At 75.1% G+C, this 14,746-nt stretch carries 7 protein-coding genes; all 7 read left to right on the top strand.

Annotated features, from left to right (window positions below):
* Positions 1 to 9 precede the first annotated feature (9 nt).
* The 7 genes from BI06_RS37045 (at position 10) to BI06_RS37015 (ending at position 14,719) form a co-directional block, all read left to right on the top strand.
* Positions 10 to 492, top strand: a complete 483-nt coding sequence (locus BI06_RS37045) for a MerR family transcriptional regulator (protein WP_043475691.1) — start codon at positions 10 to 12, stop codon at positions 490 to 492.
* A 359-nt stretch (positions 493 to 851) separates the two neighbouring features.
* On the top strand, positions 852 to 6,197 hold the full coding sequence (locus tag BI06_RS37040; RefSeq protein ID WP_158516509.1) for a non-ribosomal peptide synthetase: 5,346 nt from the start codon (positions 852 to 854) through the stop codon (positions 6,195 to 6,197).
* A complete protein-coding gene (locus BI06_RS37035) occupies positions 6,194 to 11,881 on the top strand; it encodes a non-ribosomal peptide synthetase/MFS transporter (RefSeq protein WP_051742717.1) in 5,688 nt (1,895 codons plus the stop codon). The genes BI06_RS37040 and BI06_RS37035 overlap by 4 nt, the downstream gene beginning before the upstream one ends.
* Before the next feature lie 146 nt (positions 11,882 to 12,027).
* Positions 12,028 to 12,441, top strand: coding sequence for a VOC family protein (locus tag BI06_RS37030; protein ID WP_043475686.1), 414 nt, complete (start codon positions 12,028 to 12,030; stop codon positions 12,439 to 12,441).
* A 288-nt stretch (positions 12,442 to 12,729) separates the two neighbouring features.
* Positions 12,730 to 12,996 (top strand): hypothetical protein, encoded by a 267-nt coding sequence (locus BI06_RS37025; protein ID WP_051742716.1) that lies wholly within the window; start codon positions 12,730 to 12,732, stop codon positions 12,994 to 12,996.
* 188 nt (positions 12,997 to 13,184) lie between these two features.
* Positions 13,185 to 13,838: a GAP family protein gene (locus BI06_RS37020; protein ID WP_043475683.1), complete on the top strand. Its 654-nt coding sequence runs from the start codon at positions 13,185 to 13,187 to the stop codon at positions 13,836 to 13,838.
* A 224-nt stretch (positions 13,839 to 14,062) separates the two neighbouring features.
* Positions 14,063 to 14,719 carry a hypothetical protein gene (locus BI06_RS37015; protein WP_043475681.1) on the top strand — a complete coding sequence of 219 codons (657 nt, stop codon included), beginning with the start codon at positions 14,063 to 14,065 and terminating at the stop codon, positions 14,717 to 14,719.
* Positions 14,720 to 14,746 lie beyond the last annotated feature (27 nt).

The following is a 14,746-nucleotide window of genomic DNA, read 5'->3' as shown; positions in this document are numbered from 1 at the left end:
GGAGGGACGATGGAGCAGCAGCTGTTCTCGATCAGTGCGGTGGCCGAGGCGTTCGGCCTCTCCGTGCCCGCCCTGCGCTACTACGAGGAGCGCGGCCTGGTCCGCCCCGCCGCCCGGCGCGGGCGGGTGCGCTACTACGACCACGCCGGTCTGCAGCAGCTCGCGTACGCCCAACTCTGGCACGACGACGGCATGATGCCGATCGCCGACACCGCCGCCGTGATGGAGAGCGAGCGCGTCGAGGACCGGCGCGCCCTGATCGCCGGGCAGCGGGACGAGATGCTGGCACGCATCCGCAGACTCACCCGGGCCGCCGCCGTGCTGGAGCACATGCTGGACTGCCGCACCGACCGCCCACTGGACTGCCCGATGACCGGCGCCTACATCCGCGCCCGGGTCGACGCCGCCCTCACCGGCACGGAGTTCACCGACGACTTCCTGCCCGGGCACGCCGACGAGCCGCAGCCACGCCCGGCGGCCGGCCGCCGGTGAGGAGGGAAGCCAACGGGAAATCAGGCCGACGCCCGGCCGGGGGAGGGCTCCGCCTGTGCCGCTCCCACAGGCCGTCGTACCCACGGCATGTTCCTGACGATCACAACCCTGGACCCCGCCGGAGGCGGGCCAGTACGGTGGGCGCGCCGCTGGGAGCCCGCCCCTGAACGGCTCCGGGCTGAGCCTTCTCGGGGTGCTCGACCGTGCGCGCAGCAGCGACGGCGAGAGCTGACCAGCGCTCGCCGTTTCGATTGCACCGGGACGCCCGACAGGGCCTGTTCCGGTGTCATGGCAGGTTCAGAGGGGGATCGACAATGGCGTCGGCGGGCACGTTCGGGATCGGCCTGGTTCATCGGGCGATGGAGGAGACGGCAGGACGGGTTCCGGACGGGATCGCCGTGATCGCGGGGGCGGTCCGGCTCACGTACGCGGAACTCCACCGGCGGGCCGGTGCGGTGGCCCGCGAGCTGCGCCGGCTGGGGGTCGGGCGGGGTTCGCTGGTGGGTGTGTGCCTGGAGCGGGACGAGTGGCTGGTCCCCGCGCTGCTGGGGGTCTGGAAGGCCGGTGCGGCGTATGTGCCGCTGGATCCGGCGTACCCGGCGAGCCGGTCGGAGTTCATCGCCGCGGACGCCGGGATCGAGTGCCTGGTCTCCTCGGCGGCCGTCCTCCGGCGCCGCGGCGACGTCCTCCGGGCCACCGGCGTCGAGGTGTTGGACGTCGGGACGGTGGGCCGGGGTGCGGATCAGCGGGCCGACCTCGACCTCGACCTTGCCGCCGACGGCGCGCCGACGGACGCCGCGTACGTGATGTACACCTCCGGCACGACCGGACAGCCCAAGGGAGTGGTGGTCGAGCACCGCAACGTCGCGGCCCTGCTGCAATGGGAGTCGTCCGTGTACTCGGCCGACGAACTCCGCGGCATGCTGGCCGCGACCTCGGTCTGCTTCGACCCCTCGGTGACGCAGCTGTTCCTCCCGCTGCTCCGCGGCGGGACGGTGATCCTGGCCGAGAACCTGCTCGCCCTGTCCGCCCTCCCCGCACGCGACCTGGTCACCACGGTCTACGGGACGCCGTCCGCGCTGGCCGCCCTCGTACGCGAGCCGCTGCCGCCGGGCGTGCGCACCGTCCGGGCGGGCGGCGAACCGCTCACCCGGGCCCTGGCGGACCGGATCCACGCCAACGCCGGTGTGCGACGGGTCGTCCAGAGCTACGGCCCGACCGAGTGCACCGTGAGCTGCGCGACCCACGAGGTGCCCGCGACCGGGCGGGCGGAACCGCCGATCGGATCGCCCTACGCGGGCAGCGGGCTGTCGGTCCGCGACGCCGCCGGGAACCCGCTGGGCGACGGCGAGACCGGGGAACTCTGGGTGTCCGGCCCGCTGGTCGGCCGCGGCTATCTGGGCAGGCCGGAGCTGACGGCCGAACGGTTCGTCACGGACGCCGCCGGAGTCCGGCACTACCGGACCGGCGACCTGGTGCGGCGGGTCGACGGGCTCCACCACTTCGCCGGGCGGATCGACGACCAGGTGAAGGTCCGCGGCTTCCGGATCGAGCTGGGCGAGGTCGAGGCGACACTCGCCGGGCACCCGGCCGTCCGGCACGCCGTGGCGCTGGCGCCGGCCGACGGGGACGGCACCCGACTGCTCCTGGCCTACGCGGAGTCGGCCGACCGGACCCTCACCGAGGCCCGACTCCGGGACTGGCTGCGGGACAGGCTGCCGGAGCACCTGGTCCCCTCCCGGATCGCAGTCCTCGACCGGCTGCCCGCCGGACCGACCGGCAAGACCGACCGTGCCGCGCTGGCGGCGCTGGAGTTCGGCCGCGCGGTCGACACCGAGTACACCGCCCCGCGCACCGGCACCGAGCAGCGGATCGCGGAGACCGTCGCCGGTGTCCTCGGTCTCGGTCCGGCCGAGGTCGGCATCCACGACGAATTCGGGGCGCTCGGCGGGCACTCGCTGGCGGCCGCCCGGGTCTGCGCCGTGCTGGGCCGCGACTTCGGCACGGCCGTGTCGCTGACGGACTTCCTCGCCGCGCCCACCGTCGCCGGCCTCGCCACGCTGCTGCGGGACGGGTCGGCCGACGGCTCGGGCAACGCGCCCGCGCTGGTCCGTCACCCCGGGCGGGACAGCTACCCGCTGACGGCCGCGCAGCAGGGGATGTGGCTGCTGCGGCAGATCGGTTCCGGCGAGCGTGCCACCACCATCGCCTTCCGGCTGCGCCTGCGCGGACTGCCGGGCACGGCGCGGCTGCGGGCCGCGTTGGACGCGGTGGTCGAGCGGCACGAGGTGCTGCGCAGCGTCGTGCTGCCCGGTGCTGCGGTGGCCGGTGCCGGGGCGGACGGTGCGGGGGCGGTCGGTGCCGGGAGGGATGCCTCCGGTCGGGCGGTGGACGAGGAGCCGGTCGCCTCGGTCCGGCCGCCGGCCCCGGTGCCGTTCGAGGAGCACGATCTCAGGGGTGTGTCCGGGGCGGAGCAGGTGAAGCAGGCCGCCGAGCTGACGCGCGCGGCCGCGAGCCACGTCTTCGACCTCGCCACCGAGACACCGCTGCTGCGGGCCGCGCTGCTCCGGCTCGACGAGGACGACGCCGAACTGGTCGTCGTGACCGACCATGTGGCGTTCGACGGCTGGTCGATCGGCGTGCTGATGTCGGAGCTGGCAGCCGGCCTGGCCGGAAGGGCGGACGACCGCTCGGAGGACGGCTCGGACGACGGTTCGGAGCTCGCGCCGCCGCCCGTCCAGGTCGGCGACCTCGCGCTGCACGAACGCGCGCTCGCCGCCGGACCCGAGCGGGTCGAGGAGCTGCGGGCCTTCTGGGCACGGGAGTTGGCGGACGCCGTCCCGCCGCACGACCTTCTCCCTGCCGAGTCTGCGGGCCCCGGCAGGCCCGGCGGCGAACGGCTGGCCCGTCCCCTCGACGCGGGGACGGCGGCCGCGCTGCGCAAGCTCGCGGCCGACTGCGGATCCACCCCGTTCGCCACCTTCCTGACCGCGCTCGGCGTACTGGTCGCCGGCCTGACCGGCCGGTCCGACGTCGTGCTCGGCGCGGCCGTGGCGCACCGGGCGCACCCCGAACTGGAGGCGGTCGTCGGGCCACTGGTCGGGATCAGCCCGGTCAGGCTGCGGCTGGCGGAGGGGGAGTCCTTCCGGAGCACCGTCGGCCGCGCCGCCGCCACCACCGCCCGTGTCATGGACCACTCGGGGTTCACCGTGCAGGAGGCCTTCGAGGCCGCCGGCATCGAGCACCCCCGGGGGACGATAGGCACCCCGGTGGTGCTCTCGCTCCAGCCGGCCGGCCTCCCGGTGGCGGTGGAGCACGACGGCGTCCGGCTGGAACTGCTCGGCGAGGCGACCGGCGGCGGGACCCAGGCACCGCTGACCGTGTTCGTCAACGAGACGGTGCAGGGGCCCGAACTGCGGATCGCGTACGACGCGGACCGGTTCGGCCCGGCCGACGCCGAGGCGTTCGCCGACCGGCTGCTCCGGATCCTGGGCGCAGCGGCAGCCGATCCGGACCTTCCGCTGTCGGCCCTGGAGTTGGTGAGCGCGGCGGAGCGGGCCGAACTGCTCGCCGCGGGCACCGGAGTGCCGCTGCCGGCCGACGGTCCGCGGACCGTGGTGGCGGCCGTGCTCGAACAGGCCGCCCGGCGGCCGACCGCCGTGGCCGTCTCCGACTCGGCCGGCGAACTCGGTTACGGGGAACTGGCCGAACGGTCCCGGCGGGTGGCCGAGGCCCTGCTCGCGGCATCGACGGCAACCGCGACGGCAACCGCGACGGTGACCGCGCCTGCGACGGCGCCCGCGCCCGCGACGGCAACGGCGTTCGAGCCCGGGGCGGAACCGGTGGGGTCGTTCACCGTCGGGGTCTGCCTTCCCCGCGACCGCTACCTCCCCGCGGCCCTGCTCGGCGTCCTGCGCGCCGGTGCGGCGTACGTCCCCCTGGAGCCGGACCAGCCCGTCGAACGGCTGCGCGCCCAACTCGCCGACTCCGGGGCGACCGTGGTCGTCGCCGCCGGGGACACCCTCGCGCTCGCCGGCGAACTGGCCGAGGCGGTCGGTGCCGGCCTCCTCGATCTGGGCGGCCCGGGCGGCCCCGGGCCGGTGTGGGTGCACTTTGCAAAGTCCCCGAACACTTTGCAAAGTGCGCTGGGCACTTTGCAAAGTGCACCCGCGGGGCCGCTGGCGCTGCCCGAGCTTGCCCCCGAGGGGCTGGCCTACGTGCTGTACACCTCCGGTTCGACCGGCCTGCCCAAGGGCGTGGAGGTCACCCACGCGAACCTGGCGGCCTTCGTGGCCGCGATGCGGATCACGCCGGGCGTCCGGCCCGAGGACGTGATGCTGGGGCTCACCTCACCGGCCTTCGACGTGTTCGGGTTCGAACTCTGGGTCGGCCTGGCCTGCGGGCTCCGGCTGGTGATGCTGGACCGCGAGGCCGCGGTGGACGGGTACGCCGTCGCGCGGTTCGTCGAGCGGGCCGGGGTGACGCTGATGACCGCCACGCCGACGACGCTCCGGATGCTGGTCGCCGCCCAGTGGTCGGCACCGGGGGTGCGCGTGGTCAGCATCGGCGAGCTGCTGGACCCCGAGCTGGCCGGTGAACTCCTGGCACGGACAGGCGAGTTGTGGAACGCCTACGGGCCCACCGAGAGCACGGTCTACTCGACCGTGGCACGGGTGCGGCCCCCCGTCGGCGGGGCGGTGCCGATCGGCCGCCCGCTGGCCGGGGAGACGGCCTATGTGCTGGACGCCATGGGCCGGTTGGTGCCGCCGGGAGTGACCGGGGAGCTGTGGATCGGCGGTGCGGGCGTCGCCAGGGGCTACCGCAACCGGCCCGACGCGACCGAGGCGTCGTTCCGGCCGGATCCGTTCGCCGCGGATCCGTTCGCCACGGATCCGCTCGCACCCGGCGGCAGGCGCTACCGGACCGGCGATCTGGCCCGCTGGCGGCCGTCGGCGTCCCCCTGGCCGGAGGCCGGGGGAGGCACCCTCGAATTCCGGGGCCGCCGCGACCAGCAGGTGAAGCTGCGCGGCCACCGGGTCGAACTCGGCGAGATCGAGACCGCCCTGCGCACCGACCCGGCGGTGGTGGACGCGGCCGTCGTGGTCCGCGGCGACGGATCGGACGCCCACCTGGTCGGCTATCTCGCGGTGGGCCCCTCGGCGGCGACCGCCGTCAGTGCGACCGGGGTCGAGGAGCGCCTGCGCGCCCGCGTCCCGGACCACATGGTGCCCCGGCGGTGGGTCGTGCTCGACGCCCTGCCCCTGACGGCCTCGGGCAAGGTCGACCGGGGCGCCCTCCCCGCGCCCGGCCGTGAATCCAACGGTGGTGAGTCCGGTCGCGCGTCCGGCCGCGACCGGATCGCCCCGCGCACCGACGCCGAACTGCTGGCGGCCGAGGTGTGGGAGGCCGTGCTCGGTGTCGCCGAGGTCGGCGCCCACGACGACTTCTTCGCGCTCGGCGGGCACTCGCTGGCGGCCACCCGGGTCGTGGGCCGGCTGATCGCGGCGCTGGACCTGGCCGTGCCGGTGCGGCTGCTGTTCGAGCACCCGGTCCTGGCCGACTTCGCCGCCGGGCTGGAGGCGCTGCTGCTGGCCGACCTCGTCGCATCGCCCGGTCCCGCCGCATCGCCGGATCCTGCCGACTCGCCCGACCTCGCCACCCCCGCCTCCCACGCGGCCTCCCACCCCGCCGGCGGTGCCGCATGACCGAGGTGTCCGCCGAGCGGCGGGACCCCCAGCTCGCCGACGCCCTGCGCGCCCGGCTGGCCTCGGCCCGCCGCACCGCCGCCCGCAGCACCCCGGCGATACCCGCCCGGCCGGACGGGGACGCCCCGGCACCGCTGTCCGCCGCACAGGCACGGCTGTGGTTCCTCACCCAGCTGGACCCGGGGAGCACCGCCTACCAGATCCCGGTCGCACTGCACCTGCACGGACCGCTGGACCGCGCCGCGCTGCTGGGGGCGGTGCGGGACCTCGCCGAACGGCACCAGGTCCTGCGGAGCCTGGTCGTCGAGACCGACGGCGAACCGACGACCGTGGTCGGCCCGGCGGACGCGGTGCCGCTGGCCGAGGCCGATCTGACCGGGCCGGGCGGGCGGGAGTCGCTCGACCGCCGCCTCCGGGAGGACCTGCGCAGGCCGTTCGACCTGGCCGTGGAACCGCCCGTGCGGGCGACGCTGCTCCGGCTCGGCACCGAGGAACACGTGCTGGCCCTGATCGTCCACCACATCGCCTTCGACGCCTGGTCGAGGACGGTGGCGGTGGCGGAACTGGCGGCGCTCTACTCGGCCCGGCTCGGGCTGGCCGAGCCTCCCGCGCCGCCGCCGGTCCAGTACGCGGACTACGCGCACTGGCTCTCCCGGCGCCCGGAGGAAGGGGAGCGCGCCGAGGCCGACCTGAGCTGGTGGGTCCGTACGCTGTCCGGTCTGGAGCCGGTCCTCGACCTGCCCACCGACCGGCCCCGCCCGGCGGTCGCGGACCGGACGGGCGCGGAACTGCCGGTGGTCCTGCCCCCCGCCCTGACCGCCAAGGTGCGCGGGCGGGCCGCCGAGGTCGGCTGCACGCCGTTCATGGTGCTGCTCGCGGTCTGGCAGGAACTGCTGGCCCGGCTCTCGGGCGTCGACGACGTACCGGTCGGCGTGCCCGAGGCGGGACGACGGCATCCCGACACCGAGCGCACGATCGGCTTCTTCGTCAACACACTGACCGTGCGGACCGACCTCTCGGGCGGGCCGAGCGGCCGGGAGCTGCTGCACCGGGTGCGCGACGTGGCGCTGGAGGCCTTCGCCCGCACCGAGGTCCCGTTCGAGCGGATCGTGGACCGGCTGCGTCCGGCCCGCGACCTCTCCACCACGCCGATCTTCCAGGTCCTCCTCAATGTGATCGACACCCCGGCGGTGGCGCCGCGCTTCCCGGGCCTGGCGGCGAGGGTCTTCGCACCGCCGGCGACAACGGCCAAGTTCGACCTGAACCTGGCGTTCACGGCCACCTCGCCGGACGGACCGGGCGACGCCGACACCCCGGGCCGCACCCACGCCACCGGCGACACCTACGAGGGGTCGCTGATCTACCGCACCGACCTCTTCGACCGGCACACCGCGCGGCGGATCACCGAGTGGTACGCGGTCCTGCTGGACGGCGTGCTCGCCGATCTGGACCGCCCCGTGCGCGAGGTGGCCCTGGAACCGGTGGACGGACCGCTGCTGTCCGGGCCGCGCCGGGAGTTCGACCTCACCCGGCCGCTGCACGGCCTGGTCGAACGCTGGGCGGCCGAGCGGCCCGACGCGACGGCGGTCGTGGGCCCCGACGGCGAACTCAGCTACGGACAGCTGGACCGGCGGGCCGACCGGCTCGCGTACCGGCTGCTCGCGGCCGGAGTCCGACCGCACGACCCGGTCGCCGTCCTGGCCGATCGCCGGACCCCGCTCGTGGTCGCCCTGCTCGCCACCCTCAAGGCCGGTGCCACCTACCTGCCGCTCGACCCGGCCTACCCGGACGACCGGCTGGCCGACATCCTGACGACGGCGGGCGCACGGATCGTCCTGGCGGAGCGGGAGTTCGCGGGGCGCGGCGGCTCGGACCTGGCCGGAGCCGCTCCGGAGCTGCTGGTCATCGACGATCCGTCCGCTCCGGAGGGAGCCGCGGAACAACCCGACGGAGCACCCGGTGCGCCCGTCGATCCGGCCGCACCGGCCTACCTGATCTTCACCTCGGGCTCGACCGGCCGCCCCAAGGGCGTCACGGTCGAGCACCGGCAGATCACCCACTACCTGCACGCGGTGGCGGAGCGACTGGCCGGGTGCGACGTCGCGGGAGGCTCGTTCGCCCTGGTGTCGACCCACGCGGCGGACCTCGGCCTGACCAACCTGTTCGGGGCGCTGGCCACCGGCGGCACGGTGCACCTGGTGGACCGAGAGGTGGCGACCGACCCGGAGGCGTACGGGGAGTACCTGGAGTCGCACCCGGTGGACGCGGTGAAAATGGTGCCGAGCCATCTGGAACTGCTCGCCGCCCACGGTGACCTCGGCCGTGTGCTGCCGCGCAAGCTGCTCGTCCTCGCGGGCGAGGCCTGCTCGTGGGACCTGGTGGCCAGAATCCGGACCGCGCGGCCCGAGCTGGCCGTCCAGGTGCACTACGGCCCCACCGAGACCACGGTGTCCGTGCTCGGCTGCGCCGTGGAGGAGACCCCGCCGGGCCGGCGTTCGGGAACGGTCCCGATCGGTCGGCCGCTGGCGGACGTGGACTGCTGGGTGGTCGACCCCGACGGCCGGCCGCTGCCCGCCGGGGTGCCCGGTGAGCTGTGGATCGGCGGGCCGAGCGTGGCGCGCGGCTACTTCGGCCGCCCCGATCTGACCGACGAGCGCTTCGTCCCCGATCCGGTGACCGGCAGCGCGCGGTGCTACCGCTCCGGGGACCGGGTCCGGCTGACCGAGGCCGGACTGTTCGAGTTCCTCGGGCGGGTCGACGACCAGGTCAAGATCCGCGGCTTCCGGGTGGAGCCGGGCGAGGTGGCCACGGCGCTGCGGGACCTGCCGGAGCTCGCGGAGGCGGTGGTGCTGCCGGTCGGCGAGGCCCACGCCGGACGGCTCGCGGCCTGGGTGACCCCTGCGGTGCCGGAGTCCGCCGTGGACGTCGCCCGCGTGCGCACGGCCCTGCGCGGGCGGCTGCCCGACTACATGGTGCCGTCGGCGATCGTCGTGCTCCCCGCGCTGCCGCTCAACCCCAACGGGAAGGTGGACAGGTCGGCCCTGCCCGCACCCGAGCCGGCGGCGAGTGCCGAGTGCGTCGCCCCGAGCACGCCGACCGAACTGCGCGTCGCCCGGGCCTGGGCACAGGTCCTCGAACCGGGCGCGGCCGACAGTCCCGGCGCCGGTGTCGGCACCGGTGTCGGCATCGGTGTCGACGACGACTTCTTCGCCCTGGGCGGCGACTCCTTCCGGGCGGTGCGCGCGGTCCGGGCCATCGACCCGACGCTGCGGGTGATCGACCTGTTCACCCGGCCGACGGTCCGCGAGCTGGCCGCGTTCCTCGACGCGGCCGAGGCGGGCGGGCCCGACGGCGAGCGCCGCCTGCTGCACCGGCTGGCGGGTCCGCCGCCCGGCCGGGTGCCGACCGTCACCGTGGTCTGCGTCCCCTACGGCGGCGGCTCGGCGGCCGCCTACGGCCCGCTCGCCACGGACCTGGCGACGGCGATGCCCGGCGCGGCCGTGCTGGCCGTGGAACTGCCGGGACACGATCCGGCACGCCCGGACGAGCCGCTGCTCCCGCTGACCGTACTGGTCGACCGGGTGGTCGCCGAGCTGACCGAGCTGACCGGTCCGGCCGGTCCGGCCGGACCGGCCTCGGCAGCAGGCCCCGGCCCGGTGGTGGTGTACGGCCACTGCGTCGGCTCGGCCGCGGCCACCGAACTGGCGCTGCGCCTGGAGGCCGAGGGCGTCCCGGTGACGGGCCTGCTGGTCGGCGGCAGCTTCCCCGGCGCGCGGCTGCCGGGGCGGCTGTCGACCTGGCTGCGCGGCAAGTTCCCGGCCACCCGCTGGACGTCGGACCGGGCCTACCGGGACTTCCTGCGCACCCTCGGCGGCATCGACGACGACGGCGACGGGACCGGCGACGGCAACGGCAACAGCGCGGCTCACGGCGAAGCCGCCGACGCGGCGCAGCGCACCATGCTGCGCGCGCTGCGCCACGACGTGGACCAGGCCCAGGGCTGGTTCACCGGCGAGCTGACCAGGCCCGACGCCCGCCGGCTGCGGGCCCCGGTGCTCTGCCTGATCGGCGAACGCGACCGGTCCACGGAGCTCTACGAGGAGCGGTTCGAGGAGTGGGGGGCCTTCGCCGACCGGGTGGAGCTGGCCACCCTCCCCCGAGCGGGCCACTACTTCCTCAAGCACCAGGCCGCCCAGCTCGCCGCGCTGGTCGGCGAGCGGCTCGGAGCCTGGGCCGGCGGCCTGCTGCCGGAGCCGATCGCGGACGTCACGGTCGTCGGCGGGAGGGCGCGGCGGGACCTCAGGGACTTCTACCTCGTCGCCGCGGGCCAGACGGTCTCCCTGATCGGCAGCGCGCTGACCTCGTTCGCCCTCGGCGTCTGGGCCTACCAGCGCAGCGGCCGGGTCCTCGACTACGCGCTGATCAGCATGCTCGCGATGCTTCCGGCGATCGTCGCCGGGCCGCTGGGCGGCGCGGTGGCGGACCGGATCGACCGCCGCCGGGTGATGCTCGCCTGCGACGCCGTCTCCGCGACCGCCACCGTGTCCCTGGTCGCCGCGCTGTGGAGCGACAGCCTGGCGCTCTGGCAGGTCGGTCTGATCGTGGGCGTCATGTCGCTGGTGACGGCGTTCCGGCGACCGGCCTACCTGGCGGCCGTCGCCCAGCTCGTGCCCAAGCCGTACCTGGTGCAGGCCAACGGGCTGGCCAACCTCGGCGCCGGTCTGGGGACGCTGATCGCCCCGCTGGCCGGCGGCGCGCTGATCGGGCTGGTCGGCCTGCCCTGGGTGGTGGCCGTGGACGTCGCGTCGTTCCTGGTCGGCCTGGCCGCGCTGCTGCGGGTGCGCTTCCCCGACCGGCTGTTCCGCCGGCGGGAGGAGTCCTTCGCCCGGACCGTCGTCGGCGGCTGGCGGTTCCTGGCCCGGCGCCGTCCGCTGCTGGTCATGATCGTGTTCTTCATGGTGGAGAACTACCTGGGCACGCTCGCGGTGACGCTGACGGTCCCGAGCGTGCTTTCCTTCAGCGGCACCACCGCGGTGGGCGTGGTCACCGCCGTCGGCGGCGCGGGGGCCGTGGCGGGCAGCCTGCTCGTGGCGCTCTGGGGCGGCACCGCGCGGCGGGCGACCGGCATGGTGGGGTTCGTGGGCGGCGTCGGTCTGGGCGTCGTCCTGGTCGGCCTGCGCCCGTCGGTGACGCTGGCGGCCGTCGGCGCACTGGTCTGGTGGGCGTCCATGAGCATCCTCAACGCGCACTGGCTGGCGATCATCCAGCTCAAGGTCGGCCCGGAGCTCCAGGGCCGGGTGCTCGCCACCAACCAGATGCTCGCCGTCGCCATGACCCCGCTGGCCTTCCTCACCGCCCCGCCCCTCGCCGAACGCTTCTCCGGCCTGCTGGACCGGGGAGGAGCACTGGCCGCAACCGTGGGCCGGGTCCTCGGTACCGGGCCCGGCCGGGGCACCGGTCTGCTCCTGGTCACCTGCGGGGCGCTGCTGATCGTCTGGGCGGCCCTGGGCCTGTCCTACCGCCCGCTGCGCTACATGGAGGACGAGCTGCCGGACGCCGTCGCCGGCGCGGAGATCGCCGAGGACCTCGACGCCCTCCAGGCCGCGGCCGACCTGGCCCTCACCGGCGGCGCTCCGACTGACGGGTTGTCAGGTTCCTCCAGCCGCTCCCTTCGTGCGGATTGACCGGTGATCAAGTGCGAATCCGACAATGGCCATGGCCTGGTTAAGCGGCTCGTACACGTCTAGAGTGCCGATCGCGCGCCGATCGGAAGGCCGGGCTCCGGTCCGGTTGTTCGGCACGTCCACATTCGGAACGCAAGGAGCACGGCATGAAAGCGCACGTCAGCTCGATCCTCCTCGGTGTCCAGGACCTGGACCGGGCCAAGCAGTTCTACGTCGAGGGCCTCGGCTGGAAGATCAAGAACGACTTCGGCGTCTCGGTGTTCTTCGAGTCCGACGGCGCCTCGCCGGTCGGCTTCTACGACCGCAAGGGCCTGGCCGACCAGGTGAGCACGGATGCCGAGGGCAGTGGCTTCAGCGGTCTGGTCCTGACCTATGTCGTCCGCAGCCAGGAGCGCGTGGACGAGATCGCCGCGGAGGCCGCGAAGGCCGGCGCCACGATACTCAAGCCCGCCGGCGCCCTGCCGTGGGGCGGGTACGGCGCCAGCTTCGCCGACCCGGACGGCTACATCTGGAGCCTCGGCTACAGCGCCCCGGGGGCCGACCAGCCCTACGCGGAGTAGTCGCGGTCCCTCGCTCTGCAGTTCGCCCGGGACGGTGCGGCGCGCGCCGCACCGTCCCGGGCGCGGTGGCACTCCGCGCCGAGATGACCGCTGGGTGAAATCAGGGGATTGACGAAGCGTCAAGAACCGGTCCTACCGGTTTCCTTCGGCGGCGTCAGCGGGCCGTCAGTAACGGCCCGGCGGAATCAAGGAAGCGTCAGGAGCCGGTCGGTGGGCGTCCGGCCCGGTCTAGCCTCGGGATGTTCGAGCTGTTGAGGCGAAGGATGTCCCACCGGAGGTGAGGTCCACGTGACCGTTCTCAGCGTCTTCCAGCGCCGGCCGCTCCACTCGGGCACCCGTGCACGGGAGTCCGCGGGGGCGACCCTGGCGGCGGTCGTCCGCAGGCTCGCCGACAGCCCGCTCGACAGCAGCGTCCTCCAGGCCGTGGGCGGCGCGTCCGCCTCGGGGCCGGCCGGTGCCGCTCGCCGGGGCGGCGGGCTGAGCGCGACCTGGCGGACGGTCGCGGCTCCGGACGGCACCCGGCGGCTCGAAGCCCGCTGGGAGTCCGAGCACTGAGCCGCGCGGGCGGCGGCGGGACGGTGGCGCGGGTAGGTTCGTAGCAGGGAACCCGGCACCGCGGGTGGCACGCCTGTGCGCTCCCGAGATGCCCTGCGCTCCTGAGGTGTCCGGTGGTCCCGGCCCGTCCGGCTCGTCCGGCCCGTCCGTGATCGTCGGGGCGCCGGGGCCGGGAGAAGGGAAGCCCCGTGGACGCCGTGATCGCCGAGGTCGTCCCGCTCGCGCTGGGCATCGCCCTGTCACCGGTCCCCGTCGTCCCGGCGATCTTCCTGCTCTTCACACCCCGGCCCCGGGCTGCCGCCGGGATGTTCCTGGCCGGCTGGGTGGCCGGGATCCTCGCGGTCGCGTCCGCCCTCGCCGCGCTCGCGGTGTACATCGAGGCCCACGAGGAGACGCCGACCTGGGCGTCCTGGACCAAGACCGGTCTCGGCACGGTGCTCCTCCTGGTTGCCGTGCGGCAGTGGCGCTCCGGTCCGGCGAAGGGCACCCCGGGGTGGATGACGACGCTCACGGATGCCACGCCCGCCAAGGCCCTGCGACTGGGAGCGCTCCTGTCGGGGGTCAATCCGAAGGTGGTCCTGCTGTCGGCGGCCGCCGGGCTGACGATCGGCGCCGCCGAACTCGGGGCCGCGCGGACCGTGGCCGCCGTGGCGGTGTTCACCGCGGTGTCGGCCGCGACCGTCGCGCTCCCGCTGCTGCTCCACCTCGTCGCGGGGGAGCGCGTCCTCACCCCGCTGGGCCGGGCGAGGCGGTGGCTCGAACTCCACAACAGCGCCGTGACGGCCGTGGTCCTGGCGGTGATCGGCGTCCTTCTGGTGCTCGACGGGACATCGGGCCTGTGACCACCGGGCCTGTGACCGCCAGGCCTGTGACCACCAGGCCTGCGACCGCTGGGACCGTGACGGCCGGGACTGTGACCGCCGGGACCGTGGCGACCGGGCCAGGCCCCGGCCCGGCCACCTGCACGTACCAGGCCGGCTGGCGGTCGCGCCCCACCGGGCCGAGGCTGGTGGGGAGCAGGATCGGGCCGGTGGTGGCCCGACCGTGAGCCGGAGGCGGATCCCCCATGCAGCGTTTCCTCCATGCGCGGGAGCGGGCGTCCGGCGGGCCGAACCGCCGGGTCGGCCTCGCCGCGATCGCGCTCGCCGGTGCGGTGCTGGTCGCCGCCGGCTGCGCTTCCTCGTCGTCCACCGCGCCGTCCACGGCGTCCTCACGCCCGTTCTCGCCGGACGCGAGCTCCTTCTCCGGGGAGCTGCCCTCCTCGGTGGCCTCCGCCAAGTCCTCGCTGCTGGAATCGGCGTCGGCTGCCGCCTCCGCGGCGTCCGCCGCCGCCTCTGCGGCCGAGGTCTCGCGGTCGGCGGCGGCCGCCTCGTTCGAGGCGTCCGTCTCGGCCCAGCTGGCCGCCGGCCGGGCCGAGGCGCAGTCGGTGCTGGCCGGGACGCAGGGCACCGGCAACGCCCTGTCGGACATCACGATCACCGGTCTGCCCAAGGCGCAGACCGCGGGCATCAACGCCGCGCTGGTGACGGTGGTGAACAGCACGTCCTCGACGGCGTCCTACGCGATCAAGGTCGAGTTCCTGGACGGCGACCAGGTGGTGGACACCACGTTCCTGGGGGTCAAGGACCTCGCCCCGGGAGCGAAGGCCACCCCCACGGCCTTCAGCCCGCTCGACCGTGACAAGGCGCTGGTGCCCCGGGTCGCCCAGGCCCAGCGGTACTGAGCGCGCGGGGCCGCGACCGGGCCGGGC

The sequence above is a fragment of the Kitasatospora sp. MBT66 genome (assembly GCF_000710405.2).
GTDB lineage: Bacteria > Actinomycetota > Actinomycetes > Streptomycetales > Streptomycetaceae > Kitasatospora > Kitasatospora purpeofusca.
This window is presented reverse-complemented; position numbering and strand designations above follow the sequence as displayed.

What these genes read in the sequence shown, in the direction of transcription:
- BI06_RS37035 (WP_051742717.1), top strand. Translation starts at nt 6,194, where the DNA reads ATGACCGAGGTGTCCGCCGAGCGGCGGGACCCCCAGCTCGCCGACGCC.
- BI06_RS37030 (WP_043475686.1), top strand. Translation starts at nt 12,028, where the DNA reads ATGAAAGCGCACGTCAGCTCGATCCTCCTCGGTGTCCAGGACCTGGAC.
- BI06_RS37045 (WP_043475691.1), top strand. Translation starts at nt 10, where the DNA reads ATGGAGCAGCAGCTGTTCTCGATCAGTGCGGTGGCCGAGGCGTTCGGC.
- BI06_RS37015 (WP_043475681.1), top strand. Translation starts at nt 14,063, where the DNA reads ATGCAGCGTTTCCTCCATGCGCGGGAGCGGGCGTCCGGCGGGCCGAAC.
- BI06_RS37040 (WP_158516509.1), top strand. Translation starts at nt 852, where the DNA reads ATGGAGGAGACGGCAGGACGGGTTCCGGACGGGATCGCCGTGATCGCG.